Consider the following 24,452-nt stretch of genomic DNA (forward strand, 5'->3'; position numbering starts at 1 on the left):
GTTTCCGGGCGGCGTTTCAGTGAAACTGATACCTAGTTGCCTTCAGGCAGCAGGTCCCTGACCTCTTCGGCCATTTCTTTTTGCAGCTCACCCATGTCGTCGAACTCGCCCGTTACGACACCCTCAAGGCCGTCATAAATCACCTGAGTAACCGCCAAACCGTTGTCACCTGGATAGGCCTGCCAATCGCGCAGCAGCGGCAACTGGCGAACTGCGGTTTCCTTGTTCGGGTTCTCTTTGTAGAAATCGGCAAGGATCACTTCGTTTGCGGCCTTGTTCGGCGGCATATAGCCGGTGGTGCGCGCCACTTCGGCGGCACCCTGACCGGATGTGATGAATTTCAGCCACTTCCAGGCTGCCTGCAGCTCGTTCGGGTCGGTGCTTGTAGACACAAGCATGGCTGCATTGCCGCCAGCCGGCAGGCCTTTCGGGCCGGTTGCTTCAAATCCCGGGAACTCATTGGTCTGGAGCACAAAGTCGCCTTTGGCTCGCTCCACGGCACCCAGTGCTGAAGTGGACCAGTACATCATGCCGATTTCACCGGCTGAAAATGAGGCAAGCGCCGCTTTCCATTCGATGTTCTGCATGTCGCAGCCACGAAACAGGGATTTCATGGTTTCGAGTGATTGCAGCCCCTCATCCGATGCGATCTGGAAATCACCATCTTCCATGGTTGGTTTGTCCTGCGACCACATCAACGCCTGCAGGAACCAGTTGCCGGTGATGTTCCAGCCCCAGAACATTGGATTCTTGACACCGGCTTCGCGCAGCTTGCCGCACGTTGCGACAACTTCTTCCCAGGTCTTGGGCAGCTGATCCACTGATGTAATGCCTGCCTTGGCCATCACATCCATGTTGTAGTAGCCGACCGGAAGCGAGACCGAAAACGGCAGACCATGCACGTTGCCGTCAAACGTGCCGAGCTTGAGCATCGCATCGTGATAACCGTCCTTGGCGAAGTCTTCCTCGGCCTCGATGAAAGGCTCTAGTGACTTGGCAATTCCTTTTTCAACCAGGATTGCCTGACGGTTCAGACCCTGCATCGTGACGTCCGGCAGCGTGTCTGCAACGGCTTCACGCAAGATCGTGTTGGTGCCGTCTTCATAAGACTCGTAGGAAGCGCGAATTTTCACTTCAATGTTGGGGTACTTCTCATTGAAGAGTGGAAGGATCTTCTCGTATGTCACGTCGAACAGATGCGAATAAGGATAAGCAAATTCGATCGTGATTTTCTCGTCCTGAGCTTGCGCCGAACCTGCGGCCAGCACAAAAGCAATTGCAGTGAGACACTTTTTCATGAAATTCTCCGTGGTGTTGCCACGGGTACGGCTTGGTCGCCAAACTGTCCGCACCCGGTTTATCCCTCAAGGGATCTGGTAACGGGGCCGCTGCTCTGCGGTGGCCCCGCCTTTTATTCAAATGACCGGTTCCTACTTCATCCCGCTCAAGGTGATGCCTTCGATGAAACGGCGCTGAGCGATCAGGAATGCCACGATCAGCGGTGCTACGATGATCGTGGCGGTCGCCATCATCGGCCCGAAGTTATCGCCATCGGCGTCGCCTTTGAACTCACGCAGACCGAGCGGTGGTGTGAACAGGCTGCGGTCGCCTGTAATCACGATGCGCGGCCAAAAATAGTCGTTCCAGTGAGCCACCACCGAAAAGATCGCGAAGGCCAACAGCGCCGGGATTGCTGTTGGCAGCATCACATTCCAGATGATGGAAAATTCGCTCATTCCGTCCATGCGCGCTGCATCGATCAAGTCATCGGGAACGGTCATGAAGAACTGGCGCATCAGGAAGATGCCAAAGACTGAAATAGTCCAGGGTATGATCAGCGCTGCATAGGAATTGGTAAGTCCCAGTTTCGCCAACATGATGTATAGCGGCAAGGCGATGGCATGAACCGGGATAAGAAGGCAGAAGAGCACGAGTCCGAAAACAGCTTCCCGTCCCCAGAAACGAAGTTTCGCAAGTGCATAGGCACAGGGCAGCGCGACCAGAACCTGAATGAAGAAGATTGATGTCGTGACCACAATCCCGTTGAAGAGATACCGAATAAGCGGGGCTTTCTCGAAAGCTGTTGTGTAGTTGTAGATAACCGGCGTCACCATGCAGTCAGCAACGGCGTTGCCAAGCTTGATGCAATAATCATCGCGGAAGAGTTCCTGCGCTCCGAAAAATCCGCCGGTATTCTGCATGATCTCGGCAGGGCTTTTGAGGCTGTAACTCACCATCACGTAGAACGGCAGCAAAACGATCAGACTGCCCAGGATCAAGACCGCGTGTTTCAATGCCTCACCGGCAGAAAAACGGAACGTGGGCGCACTGAAAGCCGAATGTGCCGCGTGCATTGTCTCGCTCATGTGTAGTGCACCCTTCTTTCCACCAGCCAACGCTGGACAACCGTCAAAAACATGACGAATGCCAGGAACACGACAGTGATCGCCGCCCCGATACCCATCAGGTTTTGCTGGATGGCCTTTTCATAGATTGCGAACATCATCACGTAGACTGACTTCGATGGCCCCCCACCCTGCGGATAAAACGCTTCGACCGTGTCAAACACCTGGAACGAGCGGATGAAGGAAATCGTGACGACAAAAACCGTTGTCGGCCCTAGCATTGGCCAGGTTACCAGGCGAAATCTGTCCCAGGCCGTTCGCGCACCATCCATTTCTGCAGCATGGTAAAGTTCGCGCGGAACCGAAGTCAGGCCGGCGAGATAAAGCACCATGTTGAAGCCGAAGCCCTGCCAGACGCCGATAAAGGCAACTGTCCAAATGGCATAGTCCCGATCCGTGAGCCAAAGCGGAAACCCGCGCTCGCAACCGAGCGAAAACCAGCTCCAGACCTCAAGAAACGATCCGCATCCGCGTTCAAGCGTTGCATTGACGATGCCAATGGTCGGATGGAACGCGAATTCCCAGACAATCGCCATTGCGATGAGCGCTGCCATAACCGGTAGGAAATAGACGGTCTTGTAAACGTCGCTGAAACGCTTGATAGAACTGATGAGCAATGCAGCTCCCAACCCCAGACCGACTGACAAAGGCACCACGACAAAGACGTAGCGAAAGGTGGCTCCAAACATTTTTTCATAGGTGGAGCGAGTGAAGATCTTCTCGTAATTTTCCAGCCCAACGAAGTCCGCACCGGAATTGCCCAAACTGTAGCTGGTGAAACTCAAGGCACCGGCAACCAGAATGGGTAACAGAAGAATGACGACCATCAAGAACAAGGCCGGACCGACAAACCAGAAATGCGCCCTGCTGGATTGCATCATGCAACCTCCGCCACGTGTGTGGCGGTTGACGCCAGGTCGAGGCGTTTTCCGTTTTTGCCAAAAACCATTGCACAGCCGTCCAAACGTCTGACGTGCAATTCGTCGCCAATGGAAATGCTGTTGCCTTCATTGGGCTGAACCCGAGCCACCAATCGGGAAGCCCCATCAAGTACGGTCATATGGAGGTAAATGTCCGCACCAAGATTTTCCCGGTGAACCACTCTGCCGCTCAAGGATTCCGCATCACCCTTTTCGCAAACTGTCAGATGTTCTGGCCTCAGACCTATTGTCACCGAACCGACCACACCGTTTTCGGCAACCCTTGCAAGAACCATATCTCCGCAACGTGCGTGACCGGCATCATCCAGCGTGCCCGGCAACAGGTTGATTTTCGGCGCTCCGACAAATTCGGCAACGCGGATGTCCTGCGGATTGTTGTAGATCTCGTCCGGTGCTCCGAGCTGCAGAATCTTGCCGTCCATCATCACCGCCATCCGGTCGGACATGGTCAATGCTTCCGCCTGATCGTGTGTGACATAGATGAAGGTGGTCTTGAGCGATCGATGCAGTTCGGCAAGCTCAGAGCGCATGTGAATGCGCAGCGCGGCGTCAAGGTTTGAAAGAGGCTCGTCCATCAGGAACGCCACCGGCTTGCGGACCATTGCCCGGCCGAGCGCCGCCCGCTGACGCTGACCTCCCGAAAGTTGACCCGGCTTTCTGTCGAGCAAATGATCGATTTTCAGAACTTTTGCCGTTTCCTGAACTTGTTCCAGGATTGCCCTATAAGAACTGCCGGCGATCAGGGGTCCGACAACAGGCATGCGTTCCACAACCGAGAGATCCCGCAGCTTCAGCGGCGTCATCATGTTCTGCGCCACGGTCAGATGCGGGTAGAGTGCGTAGGACTGAAAGACCATCGCCAGGTTCCGGTGGGCCGGTCGAACGCCATTGACCGGCTTTCCGCCAATTTCCACCACGCCTGTCGTTGCGGATTCGAGCCCCGCGATTATGCGAAGAAGCGTGGACTTGCCGCAGCCGGAAGGGCCGACAAGCGTCAGGAACTCTCCGTCTGCAATGTCAAGATTGATTCCCTCAAGGACTTTCGTGTCGCCGAAGTTTTTCTCAATCGCCGATAAGGAGATCGCCGTCATCTAAGTGCTCCTGTTTCCAAGGAGACACTAGTGAGGCCGATTGAACTGTCTGTGACGTAATATTAGCGTCGCTAATGCAGGCTACGGTTTGGCAAAGTCATCATTACGGAACTGTCATGACAGCCTCGCCAAGCCCTTATCAAATCAAGGCCTTCACCTTTGCTGCCCGCGTGGGAAGTATTTCCAATGCGGCAGCGGCTCTCGGTGTCACGCAATCATCTGTCACCCAGCATATTTCCAAGTTGGAAGTTCATATGGGAACGCAGCTTTTCATACGCCGCAGAAGCGGACTTGAACTCACAAGGGCCGGAAGAGAGCTTTTTGCCGTGTCGGACCGACTTGCGACCATGGAACAACTCGTCACCGAGAAAATAAGCGACTACAGCGCCCTCACCGACGGACACATACGTCTAATCGCCAATGCGCCGCGCCCTGCAATGCCCATTATTGCTCAATATGGCAGGCTCTTTCCCAAAGTTCAGATCGATTTCACGCTCTACAACTGGACGACAGCCATGACCTTGCTGGGTGAACGTCAAGTCGATATCGCTATCGTCACCGAGCCTGAGGAAAGTCAGTCCATTGTGACCCATGAATTACGACGTTCCAGGTACAAGGCCCACATGCAGAAAGGCCATCCTTTGGCCGCACGCAAAAAAATCTCTTTGGCAGATCTTCAACATGAAACTTTGGTTCTGCCCGAAGACGGATCCCTTACACAAAAGATTGCCCGCTCAAAACTGATCGACCATGGACTGGAGTTCCCCAGGATATTGCGGACGACGACCTTTCCAATGGTGAAGGAAGCGATCCTGCACGGGCTCGGCATCGGGCTTCTCTTGGAGAAAAGTCTTTATCCTTCCGAAAACATTGTCGCCGTTCCGGTTGAAGAAATGCCGGAAGAATACCGCGATTGCCTTGCCATTCCGGCAGATAAACGCGAACTGCGCCTTATTCAAAGCTTCCTGGACGCCGCGATCGAAGTTCGAGCAAGCAACATTCTCTGACGATCCGTGCAAGACCAGAAGAAAACAATCTGACACCTTCCGTAAAGTACGGTGTCCGATGAGCTCTTCCCGATCTCCCGATTCGAGGATCTGGAGCCTCTTTTTGCGAAAAATTCCGGTTCGCATTTGGGTGCATAGTGACTGCTTCGCGGGCAGAAGCACCGAAATTATAGTTAACCCAGCGTTAATTTTGGCGTTAAAATGGCAGTTAAGCAGAATTTCGTTGCACATTGGCAACACTGGCAACTATTAGTATTAGCAGGGTTGCAACAGTCCTTTGGAATGTATGCAACGTATAATAATGTGCTGACATCTTTAATTTAGTGGCGTCGTGGGCAATGCGTATTATTCCGGCACTCTTGATGAGTGTGTGCTTGGTAGATTTTTCGTTCGCTGCCGACCTCCGGCAAGTCGTTCAGGAGGCGGTTTCGACCAGTCCCGACGTGCTTGAGAGCGCGGCGAACAGACGTGCTCGAAATTTCGAATACCGCAGATCGCAGGGCGCGTTTTTGCCGACGGTCGGTGTTTCTGCCGAACTCGGACCGGAAAGACTGGACCGCCCGAATTCATTCACAGCGAATGAAAACGACGAGTGGCGATTTTCAAAAGAGTTCACGGTAACAGTCGAGCAGCTGATTTTTGACGGACTGACCTCGGTAAATGAAGTCTACCGCCAAAGCGCGCGCGTCGATGGAGCAGCCCTGCGCGTTATGGAGCGCTCCGAAGCAACCGCCCTTGATGCTGTCGAATCTTACGTAGACGTTCTGCGCCACACCGCAATCTTGTCCAAGGCTCGCATGAATGTTGCAAAACATCGCCGGATCTACTCCGACGTTCAGCAACGCTTTGAGGGCGGGGAAACAGGCGCTGCCGATCTCTCACAGGCAAGAGAACGTGTTGCAGCAGCTGAAGTGATCGTCAGTGAAGTTCGCAAGTCTCTGCTCGATACTGTTGCCAAATATGAGCGCGTTGTTGGCAAGAAACCAGCGTCTCTCGCACCGGTTAAACCGGCGAGCCTGCCACCTGGCTCTGTAACACGGCTGGTTGACAGTGCCGTTCAGACGCACCCGACAGTTCGCGCAGCGATTGCCGACGCGGACGCGGCCAAGTACGAATATGAGTCCACCAAGGGCAATTTCCTTCCCGAAATCTCTCTTCGCGGTCAGGCGACCGTAGGCGATGACATTGGCGGGATTGAGGGACGCAACAACGAATATTCCGGTAAGGTTGTCTTCTCCTGGAACATCTTCAACGGCGGCCGTGATGCCGCTCTGACCAATGAATACGGTGAGCGCCTTACTGAAACCCAGATCCGGGTGGATCGTGTCCGCCGGGAACTCAAAGAAGGCATCGAACGCTCTTACGCCTCTGTAAGCACAACGACAGAACGTATTAAGGCCCTGCGCGAACAGCTTGCAGCCAACCGTCAGGTGGTCGAAGGGTATCGCCAGGAATACGATATCGGCCAAAGAACCCTGCTTGATGTTCTGAACGCCGAGAATGCACTCTTCAACAGTGAAATCGAGTTGATTTCCGCACGCGCGATCTACGCTTTCTCAACGTATCAGTTGCGTGCCACGACGGGTGATCTACTGGCGTATCTGAGCGTGTCGCCTCCTCCGGAAGCAACCGACGGTCAGCGCGACAATAGGTCGGTTTTCCCGCAGAATGCCAACTTCGGCATCGAGCCATTACGTAAATTCTAACACTTGTCGGGCAGATTTTGTTTGCCGGGTCCCGGCAAGCAACAATGCATCTTAGTGCACCGCGTTTGCTTCAACTCGCTGTCAGCGAGCTGTCGCCTGCTTGAATGTCAGGCGATACTAACGACATATGCGGTGACAAAGCCAACGAGCCAGTGCCCGATATGCTGCAGCATGACACCGACCAGAAAACCGAGGATGCGGTCTCGCAGTCTCCCAAAAAGCCAGACCAGCTTGCTGAGGCCCTAAAGTATATTGCGCGCGTCCATGGTTATCATGTCACAGATTCTGTGATCTGGAATGGGCTGCCAAAAACACAAGACACTCTTACGATTGGCATTTTAAGTCGGGCCGCGGCGAATTGCGGCCTCAAGATCTTGCCCGACAAAAAAGATCTGGACGCCATTCCGCTGGCCGCCCTGCCCTGCATTGTGGCAACCAAACACTCTGAAATGCTGGTCCTGACCGCCATCAATTTCGAAGGTGGCACGGTTGAGCTTGCATCTGCAGAATACGCAACAGGAACCCTGCGCCGTTCTCTGGATGATTTTTTGAATGACTACAGTGGGTATGCAATTTTCGTTCAGCCCTCTGTCGATAAAACCGGCGTAAGCGAACGCACGCTTGGTGGACAAGGACATTGGTTCTGGAGCACGATTTCGTCTTACTGGCGTGACTATGCTCATGTCGCTCTTGCAGCGCTGCTCATCAACCTCCTGGCCCTCGCCTCGCCGCTCTTCACAATGAACGTCTATGACCGCGTCGTTCCGAATTTTGCAATCCCGACGCTTTGGGCGTTGGCCATCGGCGTTATTCTCACCCTCATATTCGACTTCATTTTGAAAGTCGCACGGGGCCAGATCATCAATGTTGCCGGCAAACAGGCCGACAATGAATTGGCCAGCAAAGTTTTTGCCCATGCGCTGGCCATTGATTTTGAAAAGAGGCCAGTCAGTTCCGGACAGTTTGCCAACCACATTCGTGAATTCGAGACCGTCAGGGAATTCATCACATCTTCCTCGCTGGTATCCATCATCGATGTGTTTTTCATCGGCATTTTTGTTGCCGTGCTGTTCTTGCTTGTCGGTCCAATCGCGATCGTTCCCCTGATTGCAATTCCCATTGTTCTGGGTATCAGCCTTCTGGTGCAGGCCCCCCTGTCCGGTGCTATCGAGAAATCCCACAATGAGAGCGCCATAAGACATTCGATCCTTGTGGAAAGCATCGCGAACCTTGATACGGTTCGGGCCCTCAATGCAGAAGGCCGCATGCAGACCAAATGGGAGCGGTCGGTCGCCGCCAGCAGTGCCGCCATCATGACAGGTCGTTTCTGGGCGCTGATCGCTCAATCCGGAACCGGACTTGTTCAGGCCTCTGTGTCAATAGGCATCATAGTCTGGGGCGTCTATCTCATATCCAGCGGCGATATCACAATGGGTGCTCTGATCGCGGCCATGATGCTTTCCGGCCGTGTTCTGGCGCCGCTCGCCAATGTCGCCAACACCTTGACCCGCCTGAGACAGACCATGCATTCGTTCAAGATCCTGAACGAAATCATGCAGACCGAGACGGAACGCAAGCCCGGCAGAACCTATATCAACAAACGCATCGCCTCAGGTTCAGTTGAATTCAAAGGTGTCAGCTTCCGCTATCCGGAGGCGGAAGACGACAGTCTGAAAAACATCTCCTTCAAGATTGCACCGGGTGAAACCGTCGGGTTGATCGGCCGGGTTGGCTCAGGGAAGAGCACGATCGGCCGCCTCACCTCAGGACTTTATTACCCCTCCAATGGTGCGGTGCTGATAGACGGCACCGATACCCGGCAGTTCGATCCCGCGGATCTGAGGTCCAATGTCGGCTTCCTGTCGCAGGACAATGTGCTTTTCAGCGGCACAGTCCGTGAGAATATCAGTGCTGGAGACCCGTTTGCCGATGACGACGCGCTGATCCAGGCTGCAAGAACCGCCGGCGTTGACGAATTTGTTGCACAGAACCCGCTCGGCTATGACCTCCAGGTTGGTGAAGGCGGAAGGTTCTTGTCGGGAGGGCAAAAACAGGCCGTCGCATTGGCGAGAATTCTTCTGCGTAAACCTCGCGTACTGTTCCTGGATGAGCCCTCCAGTCATCTGGATCTTGCGTCGGAACGACGGTTGATCGCGCGTCTTAACGAGAACAAAAGAGCCGACACGACTGTTATCATCAGCACACATCGCATGAGCCTGGTCGAATTGACGGATCGTCTGATTACGCTTGACTACGGCAAGCTTGCACTGGACGGCCCACGCCAGGATGTCCTGAAAAAACTTCAGGAACTGGGGGCCGTGAACAATCAGAACACACGGGGGACTGTATAATGGCCTCCGGCGATTGGAACTACGCAAACGACATTCGGGACATCATCCAGACACGCCCACCGAGATATACGACCAACGTCATTCGCATCGGACTGGTGCTTTTCGTGGTCGCGCTTCTCTGGGCCTATTTCGCCTCGATAGAAGAGGTCACAAGAGGCGATGGCCGTGTCATTCCCTCCAGACAGATCCAGGTCGTGCAGGCACCGGACACAGGCATCGTTGAGAAGATATTCGTCCGGGAAGGCGATATCGTTGAAGAGGGCCAGGCGTTGATTGAAATCGACGACACGACCTTCTCCTCCCAGCTTGGTGAAATCAGGCAGCGCCGATGGGCTCTGATGGCGCGCATTGCCAGACTGGATTCAGAAGCGGACCAGCTTCCGCTGGAATTCCCTGAACTTCTGACAAAAGCGGTTCCGGAACTGATTGAAGAAGAAGAGAACGTCTACCGCGACAAGAAAATAAGCCTGGACAACGAACTGAGCGTTCTGCGCAATCAAGCTTCCCAGAAGGAGCAGGAGTATCAGGAGCTGTTGGCGACGGAAACCAAGCTGGAATCCATCATCGAGATCCTCAAGCGGGAAGTTGAAATCAACCAACGGCTTTTTGAGCGCAAAGTCCTTCCCGAGATTGAGTTCCTGCGCCTTCAACGTCAATTGAAGGAGAGCGAAGGCGAACTCGCAGTCACCAAGGCGTCCGTTAAGCGCGCCCTCGCCGCCAAGGAAGAAGCCAAGGAGCGGTCACGCAACGCAACCTCGACCTTTGTTTCCGAGGCCCGCCAGCAGCTTGCAGAGGCGCGTGGTGAGCTCGCCGTGATCAATGAGAGCATGAAAGGCGCTGCCGATCGTGTTCGCCGGACGGAGCTGGTGTCCCCCGTAAAAGGCATTGTGAACAAGCTGAACATCACGACAATCGGCGCTGTCGTGCAACCAGGCGCGGATCTGGTGGAAATTGTTCCCCTTGAAGACACGCTTTTGATCGAAGCACAGATCCGCCCGAAAGACGTTGCATTTTTACATCCTGGCCAGAAGGCGCAGGTCAAGATAACCGCTTACGATTTCTCGGTTTATGGCGGACTTGAAGGATTCCTGGAACGTATCAGTGCAGATACCACGGAAGATGAAGAAGGTAATCGTTTCTTCCGGGTCATGATTAGAACAGATAAAAATTATCTTGGTTCAGATACTGATCCTTTACCAATAATACCAGGAATGGTGGCATCCATAGATATATTAACCGGTGAGAAAACGGTTCTGGATTACATCTTAAAGCCGATCAAAAAGGTACGGGACGAAGCACTCAGGGAGCGCTGACGTCTCGACATATAATGAGGCGATCGGCAGATGGAACAGAGTGCAACCGCGTCGGCAGTGCCGGCAGCGAACAGGAAAGTTGTGCCCAAAACCTGGCAAGCGCTTATTTGCGCAATTGCTCTGCAAACGGCTGGTTCTGCCGCGAAAGCGGAAGAGACACTGCCGGGCGTTGACGATGTTCAGGTCATTCTTCAAGCATCCCTGCTTGATACGGCACGTGCATCGGCTAAACCCGCCGTATTGCATTTCTCACCGATTTCAACGACACCGACGGCAAAGCCGGTCGAGTTGCAGAAAGTGCGAATTGGCCCTCTCGCCAAGCCGCAGGTTTCAGCACCGGCTGTAAAGACTTCGGCTGTGGCAGTCCAAAAACCCGTTAAACGCACGGTCTTGAAACCGACGCGCCTGTTCGGGTCTCTTGGAAAGTCAGTTGCGCTCAGTCCTGTCAGCAAACGTTGGCAGCGTGCCCTGGGCGAGCTGAACGCCGATCAAAAAGGGACCGCCGGCAGCCGTCACAGTTTTCGCACCTATACCGCCATCCTGGATCAGGTGAAATCCAAGCGCCGCGGCCTGCAGATCCCGAAGGTAAACTACATGGTCAATCGGCTCCTTGCCTATCGCGAGGACCACAGGCTGTGGAAGGCAGGCGAATACTGGGCCAGCCCCGTTGAAAGCCTGAACAAACGGGCGGGCGATTGCGAGGACTACGCAATCCTGAAATACGCTCTGCTGCGGGACCTCGGCGTCAAGGACAAAGACATGCGCGTCGTCGTTCTGCGCGATACGGCTGCACGGCAATATCATGCTGTTCTGTCAGTCAAGCATGAGGGCAAATGGCTCATTCTAGACAACCGGTTTTCGCGTGTGCGCTTTGAACGTGATCTCCCGCATTATCAAGCGCTCTACTCGGTCAATGCTGCCGGTGAATGGTCACACAATCCGAAGGCCGGCAAGCCTGTCCGCCTTGCGGCAAGACTGAAATCGGCAAACAAATAGGATCCTTTTTCGGTCAGCGCAGAGCTGCTGGATCCATGGAAAACCCTGCTGGCTCAAGCGATTTGCTCTCCCCAAACCCGGGGAGAGCGTGATATAGCCAGTTTATGGTCGACCAAATCAAAAGTGCCGCGATTCGAAAGCCGTCCAAGCTTTCATCCGCCCTTTGCCTAGGCATTGGCGGTTGCCTTCTCGGCGCTCTGATTGCAGGCAGTGGCGTCTACCTGGCCGCTTCTCAGGAAAAACAGGTTTCCCGGCAAATAACCGTTCTTCAGGCCGAACGCAGCCAGCTTCTGGAGGCGCTCAGCGAAGCAAGGCTCACAGCCCCTCGCCTCCGGCTGCAAGAACTGGCGTCTTTGCCGCTGCTTTCTGAATATCTCGAGATTGCAAAAGAACAGCCGGACAGCCTGGATGCCCGGGAATTGAAGAACTATCTTCAAACCGTTCTGGATACCGCCGGTGAAGAGACAGGCTTCGGTCGCATTGCACTTGAAACCTCGGACGGCGACGTGCTGCTTATCTCTGAAAGCTTCGCTGCAGGTTCGGAGATTGCCGAAACACCAAAGCTGGAAGCCGCCGTTCCCGGATTTGACAACCCGGACACGACCATCGGCCGCATCGCTGGCTACCTGCCGGAAAGCACCCTGACCATTCTGCTTCCGGACAGCACAAGCGGTACCGACGTTACAGCCAGCACGCCGTCTGAAACCGAAGGCCTGGCGAACCAGCTGGGCGCGCCAATCGCAACACGCATCCTGGCAATCGTTGCAGGCCTCGCCACCGCCATGCTCGGCCTTTTCGGCGCAGCGCTTCTTCGAAAAAACCAGACCAGCACGTCAGCTTAAACAGCTCCACACAACGTAATCTCAGTAAAACGCCCGACGCGTTTTCGTGCGCGCGAATGTAGATCATTGGCTATTTTCAAGAAACAAAAAAGGCGGACCAGATGGCCCGCCTTTTTTCAATGGTTGTAGTTCGGATCGATTAGGCGACCGTAATTGACGATTCTGTATCGGAGGCGTCCAAGACAACCCTGATGGTCTCGCCAATCGACACGTTTTCAAGTGTCGCAGCGTCCTGCCAGCTATTGCCTCCCCCATTGGCATCGACCTGCAGCGTCGCATCTCCACCACCTGCATCAACGGCGCGAACATCACCTGAGACGACTGTCTCATCGACGGTGCCACCTCCAAATGCGAGGCCTAGCAGCGCCGAAATATCGAGTCTGTCACCGTCGCCGCTGAAGTCATAGTCGGTGATCAGGTCAGCGTCAGCCAGGGAGTCCAGAACAAACGTATCTGCGCCTCCGTTGCCTGTCAGGGTGTCCGCCCCAAGACCGCCAGCAATAAGGTCCTCACCCTCGGTTCCCAGAATGGTGTCATCACCCCTGAGGCCGTTCAGTATTACCGGACCAATGCCGACGTTAGACAAGCCCGACAAGTCGATCGTGTTCGGGTTGCCATTTTGATTGGTTCCGTTGATCGCATGGCCGCCGGTGTCAATTCTCTCCACATTGTTTGGATCAAATTCATCAACGGTAATGTGGTCGGTCAGCAAGAGCGTGTCGGTGTCTCCACCTCCATCAATGAGAGTACCGATCTCATTCCCCTCGAGGACGAATGTGTCATTGCCGCTGTTACCGTTTAGAATGTCAGCGCCAGCGCCACCATTGATCGTATCAGCTCCGTTACCACCGTTGATGGTATCGATCCCAGCGCCGCCGTTCAGCAAATCGTCGCCACCTCCACCATTCAGCGTGTCATCGCCGTTTTCACCGTTCAGAGTATCGTTCTGTTCGGTTCCCCATACAGTGTCGATGCCTCGACCAGCGTTCACAACTACGCCCGCGGCGATCGCTGCTCCCAGATAGTGAACGGACGTCATGCCCCTCAGATCAATCGTCCGGTTGGAACTGTTGCCACCATCGCCATTGATCGTATAGCCATTGGTCTGAATGCGTTCGACATTGGTTGGATCGAAGTCCTGCACCGTAATGTCACTGGTCAGTTCAATCGTGTCGGTGTCACCACCCCCATTGATCGTCGTTCCAATTTCGTTTCCGTCGAGCAGGATGAGATCGTCACCGGCATTGCCGTTCAGCGTGTCAGAACCAGTGCCACCGTCAATCGTGTCATTGCCGGTTCCACCGTTGATCTCATCATTATCCGCACCACCGTTAAGCTTGTCGTTGCCACCACCGCCATTCAAAGTATCATCGCCGTTTTCACCGTTCAGGGTGTCCTCCTGTTCGGTTCCCCAAACAGTGTCTGTTCCTCGTCCAGCATTGACGGTCACGCCTATTGACGTCGCGCCGTTAATGTCAACAGAAGTCATGCCTCGCAGATCAATTGTCCGGTTGGAACTGTTGCCACCATCACCATTGATCGCATGGCCATTGGTCTGAATGCGCTCAACATTGTTCGGATCGAAGTCCTGAACGGTAATGTCACCAGTCAACTCAATCGTGTCGGTGTTGCCACCGCCATTGATCGTCGTTCCAATTTCGTCTCCGTCGAGCAGGAACCGGTCATTGCCGCCATTGCCATTCAGCGTGTCAGAACCAGTGCCACCGTCAATTGTGTCATTGCCGGTTCCACCGTTGATCTCATCATTCCCGGAACCGCCGTTCAACTCATCATCACCGCCTTCACCATTCAGGGTGTCGTTGCCATTCTCACCATTGAGCGTATCGTTCTGGTTGGTTCCCCAGACAGTGTCTGTCCCACTACCAGCGTTGACCGTAACTCCAGTTGCAATAGTCGAACCGGATCCGTCTACCGAAGTTAGCCCCCGCAGATCAATCGTCCGGTTGGAACTGTTGCCACCATCACCATTGATCGCAAGGCCATTGGTCTGAATGCGCTCAACATTGTTCGGATCGAAGTCCTGAACGGTAATGTCACCAGTCAACTCAATCGTGTCGGTGTTGCCACCGCCATCGATCGTCGTTCCAATTTCGTCTCCGTCGAGCAGGAACCGGTCATTGCCGCCATTGCCGTTCAAGGTGTCGGCACCGGCACCGCCGTCGATCGTGTCGGCGCCAGAACCGCCATTGATGGTGTCGTTGCCCGAGCCACCGTTGAGCTTGTCGTCTCCGCCCTCACCATTCAGCGTATCATTACCATCGTCGCCGTTCAGAGTATCGTTCTGATTGGTTCCCCAAACAGTATCCGTTCCTTGGCCGGCATTGACAGTCACACCTGCTGCGATGGTTGAGCCACTGCCATCAACCGAAGTCATGCCACGCAGGTCAATCGTACGGTTAGAACCATTTCCACCATCGCCATTGATTGCATGGTCATTGGTCTGAATGCGCTCAACATTGTTGGGATCGAAGTCCTGAACGGTAATGTCACCAGTCAACTCAATCGTGTCGGTGTTGCCACCGCCATCGATCGTCGTTCCAATTTCGTCTCCGTCGAGCAGGAACCGGTCATTGCCGCCATTGCCGTTCAAGGTGTCGGCACCGGCACCGCCGTCAATCGTGTCGGCACCGTTACCACCACTAATTTCGTTTGCTCCCGCATTGCCGGAAATGACATTGGCCAGATTGTTCCCAACCACATCAAAAGGCGCATCCCCCAATAGCGTGATGTCGCTTACACCTGTGTCGAGAGTGAACTCGTAACCGGTTTTGTTGGATGAACCTTCAATCCTCAAATTGTCGACAGTGATCGTCACGTCACGGTCAGCAACATTCCGATCAATGTAGATGCGATATCCCGGGCTTGCTGCACTGTCCGCATCCGCAATGGACGTGAACGTGTTTACGAGGAAGTCGTTTTCGTCGAACAAATAAATCTGGTTGGTTAGAACGAGCTGAGCACCAGTCGAGTCTTCGATGCGTTCGACGGTTGACGTGGCGATATCAGTCCCGTCAGTTCGCCCGCTGGTTCTGGTGTCTTTGATTTCAAATGAACCAGTGGTCGGGTCGAAAGTGATTTCATAATCGGAGAAGACACCATTCACCTCATGTGTATCTGTACCTCCACCACCATCAAACACGTCGTTGCCAACGCCAGAGATGAACCGATCCTGGCCGCCATTGCCACTGAAGTCGATGCCGACTTTAGAGTCCGGGCTTGTCCCAGTCATTTGGCTGGCATCGACGGTATCCGCAGTGCTTCCGCCTTCAACGGTGATGGTATTGACGTTGATACCGGAACCGGCGAAGTCGCCAACTATATTGAGCGTCCCGGCACCCGCCGAGAAATCGACTACAACCTCTTCGACGTTCCGGACGGCGCTGGAGTTGGTTCCGTCTGAAACAGCGAAATTCGGATTGGTTGCTGTGAGATCAATAATCTGACCAGCACCCGTTGCGAAGACATTGAGCGTATCGCCTGCCGTATCATGCCCCCCGCCATCAATCAGATCTGCGCCGTCGCCAACACGCCAGTTAATGATGTCATCGCCACCGCCGGCATTGACTGTGTCCGAGCCCTCAAAACCTGTAATCGCGTCAGCACCTGAGGTACCGGTGATGACATCATCTTTCGTCGTTCCATCCACGAAGGTAGTAACAATACCTCCGGCATCGGCTACCGAAATGTAGGTCAGGTCGACTGAGCCATCTGCATTGGCATCGTTGAAGAACGATCCCGCATTGCCAGGAGTACCAGCTGTGCCAGTTGGCAGCTGATCGGCCATCGGATCGATGCCAAGGCCCACTCCCCAGCCAGCTGTGACGTCAATGACAGTCCCAGGGTCACCTGGTGTGATTGTGCTCTGCCTGAACACAAGACCGGTAATGTCTGTAAAGCCGTGGATATAAAGGCCCAACTTGCTGTAGTCGCCGGAGATTGTGACATCTTCGAAGATCACAGTTCCCATTGGTGTAAGCACGTCATAGCTGTAGGTTGGAGCGCCTTCCAGGTTTGACTGATAAGTGGACGCATCGAAGCCTGCAATCTGTATCGCAGTGTTTGCGCTACCAGCTGTCGAACCTGTGATAGTCACATCGCTGAATGAAGCATTTCCGTCAAATTCGAACAGAACGATATCACCACTGCCGTTGGCACCACTGGTTCCATTGCCATCGAAATCGGAGCCTGTGACAACAAGTGTTTGAACACCTGCCCGGTCGAAACCGCCGCCCACATTGGTCGAAGTGTCCGTTCTACCGGAAACATAAAGACCGAAATTGCCGTTGTCGTTAAGCTCAACTCCGTCCAACTCAAGTGTACCCAGGATATCGGTGTCCGAAGCCCTGATGCCGGCACTGCTTGCATTGACAACAGTCAAGTTCTCGAAACTGACCGTTCCAGCTGGATAGTCAGCATCCATATCAACGTCAAAGCCATATGCAGAACCTGTGGCATCGATCGTGACAGTCCCATGCCCGACGATGTTGAGCGGCTTGTCTATCGTTATGTTTTCATTGCCAATGCCGGACCACGTGCCTGGCGCGATTAGAATGGTGTCCCCAGCGCTTGCTGCATCAACAGCCGCCTGGATGGTTGCGAAGCCTCCGTTGCCGACAAGAAGAATCTGGCCACCAGCATGTTCAATGATTTCGACACCGAACAGTCTATCTGTGCCTTCAGTTGCTGTTGCAACCTGCCACCCGTCGTGAACACCATAACTGCCCAGATTTTCGCCAGAAATCCCGGAGACGTCCGCAGCCGTAAGAGTGTCACTAAATACTGCCGTGTCTTCACCATCACGGGCAAATACGATGTCGTCGCCGCCCTTGCCCTCAAAACGATCGTTGCCAGAGGGATCTGAGAAGCCGCGACCGTCAAAAAACTCAACGCCGGAGTTACCTGTGATGTCATCATTTCCGGAGCCGCCGAGAACAACGATTCCATCCGGAGCAGTGTTACCCGCCAGATCGAACGTTATGTCATTCGTTAGGTTCCGAAGATTGAAGTCCGTATCGACATTGGTGAAGCTGTTGTTGTCGATGTTGCCAGGCGTCGACCCGATTCCAACACTTATACCACTTCCAGCGTCCACAAACGTGTTGCCGTCTACACTGGACGCACCGTTCTGATAGCCGTCCAGATTAACGCCCGTACGTGTGTTCTGAAACGTGTTGTCATCGATGGTGGTAGCGATACCACCGCCATTGGACCAGATACCCCTTCCCCACGCGGCCGTTGAGTACTTGTCACCATCATCAAAGCTGCTATCGCCAGTAAACAGGTTGTTCTCAATCGTAACGGAGCCGGTGGCCAGCGTGTTGATCATCAGAGCAACATCGTGAATGCCACCCGTATCGCCCCCCGCAACGGTGCTCAGGAATATTGAGTTCTCGATTGTGTGGCCTGCGCCGGAGGCAACAGTCACCAGATCAAGCTGGCCGCGTGCACCAACCGGCTCGTCGTTCAGGAACTGAACGCCGTCAATGGTGATAGCGCCTGTGCCGGTCAGCGTCACAAGACCGTCAATCACTGTCTCAGCGCCGCGGGTTCCAGTGCCGGAAATACCCGCATTGGCACCTACAAGCGTAATGCCCTCACTGATGGTGACAGGCTCTTCATACCTACCGGCCTTGACCTGGACCGTGAAGCCCGGATCGGCTGCCGTGACACCTTCTGTTATCGTTCCAAACGTGCCAATTAGATTTCCGGATGCATCAAAAACAAGAACGTTTGCAGATAGATCGAAGTCGACACCGTCCCCACCGAAATCAATGCCCTCGATGCCATAAAGCGTATCAACATCGCCACTAACAATGTGTGTGACCAAGTAGCTTCCATCAGATTCCAATGTGACACTGTAATCGGATGCTGTTCCGGAATAGATCGCTGTATCGCTTTCACCAGCCTGTGCCAAAACATTCGTGGAATTGGTGAGGTCTGTATCATTACCAAATAGCGTATCGGAACCAGCAGCGCCCGTGATGTCGTCATCACCGCCAAGGCCAACGATTATGTTGCCATTGCCATCGCCAGTTAGGTCATCCCCAAGCGCGCTGCCAGTCAGGTTTTCAAAATTCGACAGGGTGTCTGTGCCACCGCCTCCAGTCGCAGTGCCTGTTTCAAGATTAGCGGTAACGGCTGAAGTAGCACCTTCATAGGACACAGTGTCATTGTCACCGCTGTTTTGACGGCCGCCGTCCAATATGTCGTCGCCCAGGCCGCTGATGACAATGTCATTGCCGGAATTGGCATTGATCGTGAGGTTAGCACTCGATGCTGACGCATCAATGATGTCGTCAGTACCCCACCAAGGATTGCGGAACAGGTTGAATATTTCGAAGTTCTCGAAATTCGTTATGTGGGCTTCGCCACCTATGGAATGCACTGTGCCGCTGTTGTCACCCGTGAAGGTGACCGCAAAGCCTGTTCCACCGTCTTTCATAACACCGAATTGCAAGGTGTCAGTGTCGTCTCCTCCGTCGACGGTTCCGTTAAAGAGCCCAGTGCTGCCTGCGCCAGTGTCCGCGCCAATCCTGACAGTGTCATTGCCGGTGCCGGCATCGACATCGAGCGAGCGTCCCCTCTCGATCCACCAGTTGAACGTATCGTTTCCACCACCCATCGAAACAGATGTGATGTCGGTTCCTAGATAGCGATCTGTAAAGAGGTCGTTGCCATCGCCACTGATGACAGACTCAATCTCTTGATAGCTGATCGTGTCGACACCATCAGTCACCGTTGTTGGCCGGCCGTCGAAAGTAAGATCGCTGGTTACTGCAGACATATCCAGCGTATCGCTGTCAGTGCCGCCTGATCCCCCGTCAACGCTATCGTCGCCGAAGCCATTCTTCATGATGAAGGTGTCATCACCGTCGTTGCCGCGCAGATCGTCGTTGCCGCTGGTGCCGGTGATTTCGTCATTACCGCTGCCCGTTACAACCTTCAGCGTATCCGGGCTGGAGTTGTTGGTCGCGTCCAGATCGAACTCAATGTCAGTGCTAACATTGCTCAGCACGAAATCATTGATGACATTTACAAACTCGTTGTTTGTAATGCTGGTGAGTTCGCTGTCACCAACAATAGAGTCAATTCGAACACCATAGGCAACCCGCGTAAGCGTATTGCCCGATATCGCCGAAGAACCGTCGTCGTTGAACGACGCCAGGATGACCGCATAGGTTACGGACGAGAAGTCGTTGTTGGTGATGATAAATTCAGCACCCGTGGACGACGAGCTGACGGCAAAGTTCCAGTTGCTGCCGTAGTGGCCGGATTTGCTGCCGCCGAAGCTGCTTTCGTCGACCGTGATCGTGCCATCGGCGCCGGAGACGACGTCGATCGCACGATCCCCATTCGAATTGGCAGATGTCGATGGTGCATCGAAGATTGTGTTCTCAACGGTGACATTTGCATCGCCTTCAATGCTGATGCCCGTGAAACTGACGCCCGTGCCGCTGTTGTTTTCGATCGTCACGCCATCGATGACAACTGTGCCGCTTGGTGCGGAGATCGTCATCTCTCCGTCAATGACAGCTTCATTGGAGCGGCTGCCATCGTCCCAGGCTTTTCCAGTGTTCGGACCCAGTATTGAAACGGCGTGACCGACAGTCACGTCCTCGGCATAGGTGCCTTCGCTCAGACGAATAACATCATCAGTGGTGCTGCGTGCAGCAGAAGCGTTGACCGCTGCCTGAATGGTTCCAAAGGTTGCAACGAGATTTCCAGAGACGTCAAACAGCTGAACCGGAGCAGTGAGGTCTAGGTCGCCATCGGCGAACGAGAACACTTCAATCTCGGAAACGCTGTCCGTGCCCGTGTTGTTGGAACCGTTGTCTGCTACCTGGGAAATGTCGATTACAAAGCCATTGGCGTCCTTCACGAGTGTGAGCGTGTAGGTATCCAGATTGCCAGAAAGCACAATCGTGTCACCGACAGTCTCACCTGTTTCACCGCCAGTGAATGTGTCATCTCCAACGCCGGACTTGAAGATATCGTCGCCGCCGTTGCCGTTGAAATCGATCCCGACTTTGGAATCTGGATCAGTGCCCGTCATCGCGCTGGCGTCAACTATGTCCGCATCATCTCCGCCTTCGACGGTGATGGTGTTCACGTTAATACCGGAGTTCACGAAGTCATTGGTAACATTCAGTGTTCCGCTGCCAGCGGAGAAGTCGACGGAAACTTCCTCGACATCATCAACATCCACTGTTTCGCCGTTGGAGGTTACAGTGAAACCATCATTATCGTCACCAGGAGCATCGAGCGTAATGGTCTGGCCTGCTGCAGTGGAGAGCACATTCAATGTGTCCCCAACTACGGTGTTGGCACCGCCATCGATCTCATCATTGCCGTCGCCGACGCGCCAGATAATGGTGTCGTCTCCCCCGCCGCCGAGAACAATATCGTCTCCACCACGTCCATCGAGAATATCGTTACCTGCCTGCCAGGTAGAATCTATGCTGTTGTCGCCGATGAGAACGTCACTCTCCGCACCACCAGTCAGGGTATCGCTTCCCTGGAAACCGAGTACAAGATGCGGCTCTCCATCGGGAGCCGTCAGCGTGTTGTTTCCGTTTCCACCACGAACAAGCGTGTATGTACCTTCAGAAAACTGGAGTTTTTCAACTTCAAAAAGACGGGTAACGCCGTCTCCACTTGGCCGGGTATCCGTTACTCTTGTTTCGCCATTCCCGTAAGGCTCGAAGTAGTAATCCAGCACCGAACCCGTAAAGACAGCCGTATCGGTATCGTCACCACCACGCAGAATGTCCGTGCCAGCACCGCCTTTGAGTGTATCGTCTCCTGCACCACCGATCAGCTCGTTGTTTTCATCACCGCCAACCAGAATGTCGGCCTCAGAGCCGCCGGTTGCGTCATCAACGCCGGCAACGCTGTCAATGCCGACGACAGGCCCCTGCCCGGTGCGATCGGTAGACGTATCCGCAGCCACTGTCTGGCTATCGATCGTTTCGGAATCGTCGGAAAGATTGACAAAGACACCTGTTGTCAATGCCGAATAATCAATCGAGGAGATCGTACCGGCAGCATCAACCCGAACGGTAAAGCTGCTGTCCGCACTCACATCACCGTCAGAATCCGTAGCGTTGAAGGCAAAGGCGAGATCGATGTAGTGATCTGTGCCACTCGGCGCTGCATGGTCAAGCGGTTGCAGCAATGTGAAATCATAGCTGCCCGCCGGGTCGTCATCTGAAAGTGTGACTGTAAAGACAGCATTTGTCAGATCCGCCGCATCGGCAGGCGCAGTGCCGGTGTAACCGATCAGAACTGTGCCAAAGAGAACAAAGTCAACGTCGTTGCCATTGGAGGTCAGCGTCGCGGTAGACAGAGTTCCCCCTGGTTCCGAGACCGTAACGTTGGTTTCTGCAGTCGCAGAGGCAAAGGATACGGAGCGGTCAGCGGAGCCGGCACCGTCAGTCGGGTTCGCATCATCAACACCCCAGTCTACATCAAGGGAAACACCCGTCAGCGCCGTTGTGCCATCCTCAAAAACCGTCTCCATTGAAGGAGCAGTGATTGCAACACCGTCGTCGGAAATCCTGATGTAAGCACCGGCACTGTCCGTATCGCCGTCACCATCAGTGACCGTAAAGTCAATGCGCAGAGCGATAACGTCGTCAGCGCCTGTTTCACCCGCATCTGGATGATCGAACCCAACGAACTGCTCATAGGTGTAACTGCCATCAGGCTGAACAATGATCTGGAAGACCGGTGCTCCGGATGTTTCCGTCACGCCATTGATCGTAATGACGCCAGTACCGGCGTCAGTTGTTGACGTACAGGTAACAAGTTCACCACCCACGCTCAATTCAGCGCGCTGAGAGCCAGCTGGTTCTTCCTGGTCAAACCGGTTCACATAAACGCCGCGTGATCCCATTGTCGCTTCGGTGACCGTTGCACCATCAACGCCAGGGTCGAACTGAAGCGTTCCGGCAATCGGCGTATTGAGCTGCGTCGCTTCGTCTCCAGCGATGTGAGAACCCGCCCAAAGAGCGTCTGGTCCATCGTCTTCCACAAAGATTAGCGCGCTGGATTCATCCGTATCACCATCGCCGTCTGTAACGGTGAAGTTCAAACGAAGCGCGATCGGATCGTCTACGCCTGTTTCATCAGCATCAGGATGATCAAACGCGACGTCCTGTACATAAGTGTAGTTGCCGTCCGGCTGAACAACGAGCGTGAACGCAGTCGCTCCAGTGCTCGCGATTATTCCAGTGACGGTAATCACACCACTTGGATCTGTGGATGTATTTGTAGTGATCGACTCGCCGCCGCTTGTCAGATCGATGCGACGGTCTGAACCCGATTCTTCAACATCAAGCGCACGCAGGTTGCCATTGTTGCGCGCAAAGAAGCTGACATCAGTGACAGTTGCTCCATCTGCGCCACCATCAAACTGCAACTGGCCCGAGATAGTATCGCCAAGTTGTGTCGCTTCATCCAGACCGATGTTGGAACCATTGCGGAATGCAGTCGGACCGTCGTCGTCGAAGGTAACATCGGCACCAATCGACACCTCAGTGGACACCTCATCACCATCAGCATCGGTAATAGTCAGAACTGCCGAAAGCTTACCTGCAAGGTCAATGTGTTCATCGGAACTTGTTGAGTCCGGGTGTTTCAGAGATTGATACTGAACAATGCTGACACGGCCTCGGAGATCGATGTGGATAGCGAAAACCGCCTCACCCGATGCAATCCGGCCAATCACAAGCCCATCTTCCAGTGTCAACGTGATCGCTTCATCTTCTGTTGTGAAGAGCCCTGAGTCCGCATCATCAATACGAAGCTCAAGTTCACGTGTTGCGGTTTCATCCGTACCGACATTCACGTCATAATCGACGACATCAAACCTTGCGTAGATCTCACCAATGAGATCCGCATCGGATCCAGGATTGGTGACACCCGCAAAGAGCGCGACAACATTCGGATTATACTGGCCTGTCGTCTCGTTGAAGACATTGTCGCTGTGATCACCATAAGTCTCATCAATGCGAACGTAGTCGTCTACCCAGATATCCGGCTCAGGCACGTCATCCGTAACACTGACAAGAAACTGCCCGGCAAGACCAATGGTATCGCCATCACCGTCAGTCGCTTCGATAACGGCTCCAAAATCGATCTCATCCAAAGAACCAGCGCCCGCGACGAGCTCAGCGTCTTCTCCATTGCCTGCCACGTGATCAAGCTGATCATGAAGTCGTGCGATGTAGTCCCCGTCAGCATTCAATTGAAGGCTGATTACCGGACGGTCGGCAAAGAGGTTAAAGACGCCGTTGCCGTTGTCGACATATCCGACAAGGAATGTGGCTCCCCCAACTGTTGTAACCGTAAATGAGAGAGCTTCACCATTTGAACTCAGCCCAAGCGCTTCCATTGTCGTTGCTGCGTCCGCGGCGAAAGCAAAACCATCGCTGGCTGCGGCCCCATCTGCTCCAAACGAAACGGTGCCTGCAATCGAACCGCTGGCAAATGCCGGGCCAAAGACGTCTAAACCTCCAGTAGTCGATCCGTCTGCGTCACCATCGGCAGGATTGTTGCCTTGTGACTGCAGATTGAAAATGTCGTCTTCGTCGACCGTAATGCTGACCACATCTGAAGTGACCGGCACGTCATCGATGATTTCGATCTGGAAGCGGCTTGCAGAGATTGCAATCGTGTCGCCGTCTGCGTCTTCAGCCCTAAGAAGCGAGGAGAAGTCCAGCGTCAGCGTTTCTTCATCAGCAGGCGTTGCAGGATCAGACGCTGTACCATGGTCAAT

General features: G+C 54.1%; 11 protein-coding genes. 6 read left to right on the top strand and 5 right to left on the bottom strand.

Going from position 1 to position 24,452, the window contains the following annotated elements; translation table 11 throughout:
* Positions 1 to 32 precede the first annotated feature (32 nt).
* The 4 genes from Q0835_RS26160 to Q0835_RS26175 all read right to left on the bottom strand — a co-directional run bounded on the left by Q0835_RS26160 (position 33) and on the right by Q0835_RS26175 (position 4,437).
* The gene (locus tag Q0835_RS26160; RefSeq protein ID WP_298965820.1) at positions 33 to 1,298 is read right to left on the bottom strand and encodes an extracellular solute-binding protein; all 1,266 of its coding nucleotides are present in this window, start codon (positions 1,296 to 1,298) and stop codon (positions 33 to 35) included.
* 132 nt (positions 1,299 to 1,430) lie between these two features.
* Positions 1,431 to 2,366 carry a carbohydrate ABC transporter permease gene (locus Q0835_RS26165; RefSeq protein ID WP_298818031.1) on the bottom strand — a complete coding sequence of 312 codons (936 nt, stop codon included), beginning with the start codon at positions 2,364 to 2,366 and terminating at the stop codon, positions 1,431 to 1,433.
* Positions 2,363 to 3,286: a sugar ABC transporter permease gene (locus tag Q0835_RS26170; protein ID WP_298965822.1), complete on the bottom strand. Its 924-nt coding sequence runs from the start codon at positions 3,284 to 3,286 to the stop codon at positions 2,363 to 2,365. Before Q0835_RS26170 ends, Q0835_RS26165 begins: the two co-directional genes overlap by 4 nt.
* Positions 3,283 to 4,437 (bottom strand): ABC transporter ATP-binding protein, encoded by a 1,155-nt coding sequence (locus tag Q0835_RS26175; RefSeq protein ID WP_298965824.1) that lies wholly within the window; start codon positions 4,435 to 4,437, stop codon positions 3,283 to 3,285. The genes Q0835_RS26170 and Q0835_RS26175 overlap by 4 nt, the downstream gene beginning before the upstream one ends.
* A gap of 116 nt (positions 4,438 to 4,553) precedes the next feature.
* Here Q0835_RS26175 and Q0835_RS26180 point away from each other — a divergent pair, with 116 nt between their 5' ends.
* From Q0835_RS26180 to Q0835_RS26205, 6 genes are all read left to right on the top strand, one after another.
* Entirely contained in the window at positions 4,554 to 5,444 is an 891-nt protein-coding gene (locus Q0835_RS26180; RefSeq protein ID WP_298965826.1) for a LysR family transcriptional regulator, read from the top strand.
* A 338-nt stretch (positions 5,445 to 5,782) separates the two neighbouring features.
* The gene (locus Q0835_RS26185; protein ID WP_298965828.1) at positions 5,783 to 7,150 is read left to right on the top strand and encodes a TolC family outer membrane protein; all 1,368 of its coding nucleotides are present in this window, start codon (positions 5,783 to 5,785) and stop codon (positions 7,148 to 7,150) included.
* Positions 7,151 to 7,254: 104 nt separating this feature from the next.
* Positions 7,255 to 9,501, top strand: a complete 2,247-nt coding sequence (locus tag Q0835_RS26190) for a type I secretion system permease/ATPase (protein WP_298818022.1) — start codon at positions 7,255 to 7,257, stop codon at positions 9,499 to 9,501.
* A complete protein-coding gene (locus Q0835_RS26195; protein WP_298818020.1) occupies positions 9,501 to 10,814 on the top strand; it encodes an HlyD family type I secretion periplasmic adaptor subunit in 1,314 nt (437 codons plus the stop codon). The genes Q0835_RS26190 and Q0835_RS26195 overlap by 1 nt, the downstream gene beginning before the upstream one ends.
* 30 nt (positions 10,815 to 10,844) lie before the next feature.
* Complete coding sequence (locus Q0835_RS26200; RefSeq protein ID WP_298965830.1) at positions 10,845 to 11,810, top strand: transglutaminase-like cysteine peptidase; 966 nt, start codon at positions 10,845 to 10,847, stop codon at positions 11,808 to 11,810.
* Positions 11,811 to 11,914: 104 nt separating this feature from the next.
* Positions 11,915 to 12,652, top strand: a complete 738-nt coding sequence (locus tag Q0835_RS26205) for a hypothetical protein (protein WP_298965831.1) — start codon at positions 11,915 to 11,917, stop codon at positions 12,650 to 12,652.
* Positions 12,653 to 12,791: 139 nt separating this feature from the next.
* Here Q0835_RS26205 and Q0835_RS26210 read toward each other — a convergent pair whose 3' ends face one another.
* Positions 12,792 to 24,302 (bottom strand): DUF5801 repeats-in-toxin domain-containing protein, encoded by an 11,511-nt coding sequence (locus Q0835_RS26210; RefSeq protein ID WP_298965834.1) that lies wholly within the window; start codon positions 24,300 to 24,302, stop codon positions 12,792 to 12,794.
* Positions 24,303 to 24,452 lie beyond the last annotated feature (150 nt).

Source organism: uncultured Roseibium sp. (assembly GCF_947499295.1).
GTDB lineage: Bacteria > Pseudomonadota > Alphaproteobacteria > Rhizobiales > Stappiaceae > Roseibium.

What these genes read in the sequence shown, in the direction of transcription:
- Q0835_RS26200 (WP_298965830.1), top strand. Translation starts at nt 10,845, where the DNA reads ATGGAACAGAGTGCAACCGCGTCGGCAGTGCCGGCAGCGAACAGGAAA.
- Q0835_RS26180 (WP_298965826.1), top strand. Translation starts at nt 4,554, where the DNA reads ATGACAGCCTCGCCAAGCCCTTATCAAATCAAGGCCTTCACCTTTGCT.
- Q0835_RS26165 (WP_298818031.1), bottom strand. Translation starts at nt 2,366, where the DNA reads ATGAGCGAGACAATGCACGCGGCACATTCGGCTTTCAGTGCGCCCACG.
- Q0835_RS26185 (WP_298965828.1), top strand. Translation starts at nt 5,783, where the DNA reads ATGCGTATTATTCCGGCACTCTTGATGAGTGTGTGCTTGGTAGATTTT.
- Q0835_RS26205 (WP_298965831.1), top strand. Translation starts at nt 11,915, where the DNA reads ATGGTCGACCAAATCAAAAGTGCCGCGATTCGAAAGCCGTCCAAGCTT.
- Q0835_RS26175 (WP_298965824.1), bottom strand. Translation starts at nt 4,437, where the DNA reads ATGACGGCGATCTCCTTATCGGCGATTGAGAAAAACTTCGGCGACACG.
- Q0835_RS26195 (WP_298818020.1), top strand. Translation starts at nt 9,501, where the DNA reads ATGGCCTCCGGCGATTGGAACTACGCAAACGACATTCGGGACATCATC.
- Q0835_RS26190 (WP_298818022.1), top strand. Translation starts at nt 7,255, where the DNA reads ATGTCAGGCGATACTAACGACATATGCGGTGACAAAGCCAACGAGCCA.
- Q0835_RS26160 (WP_298965820.1), bottom strand. Translation starts at nt 1,298, where the DNA reads ATGAAAAAGTGTCTCACTGCAATTGCTTTTGTGCTGGCCGCAGGTTCG.
- Q0835_RS26170 (WP_298965822.1), bottom strand. Translation starts at nt 3,286, where the DNA reads ATGATGCAATCCAGCAGGGCGCATTTCTGGTTTGTCGGTCCGGCCTTG.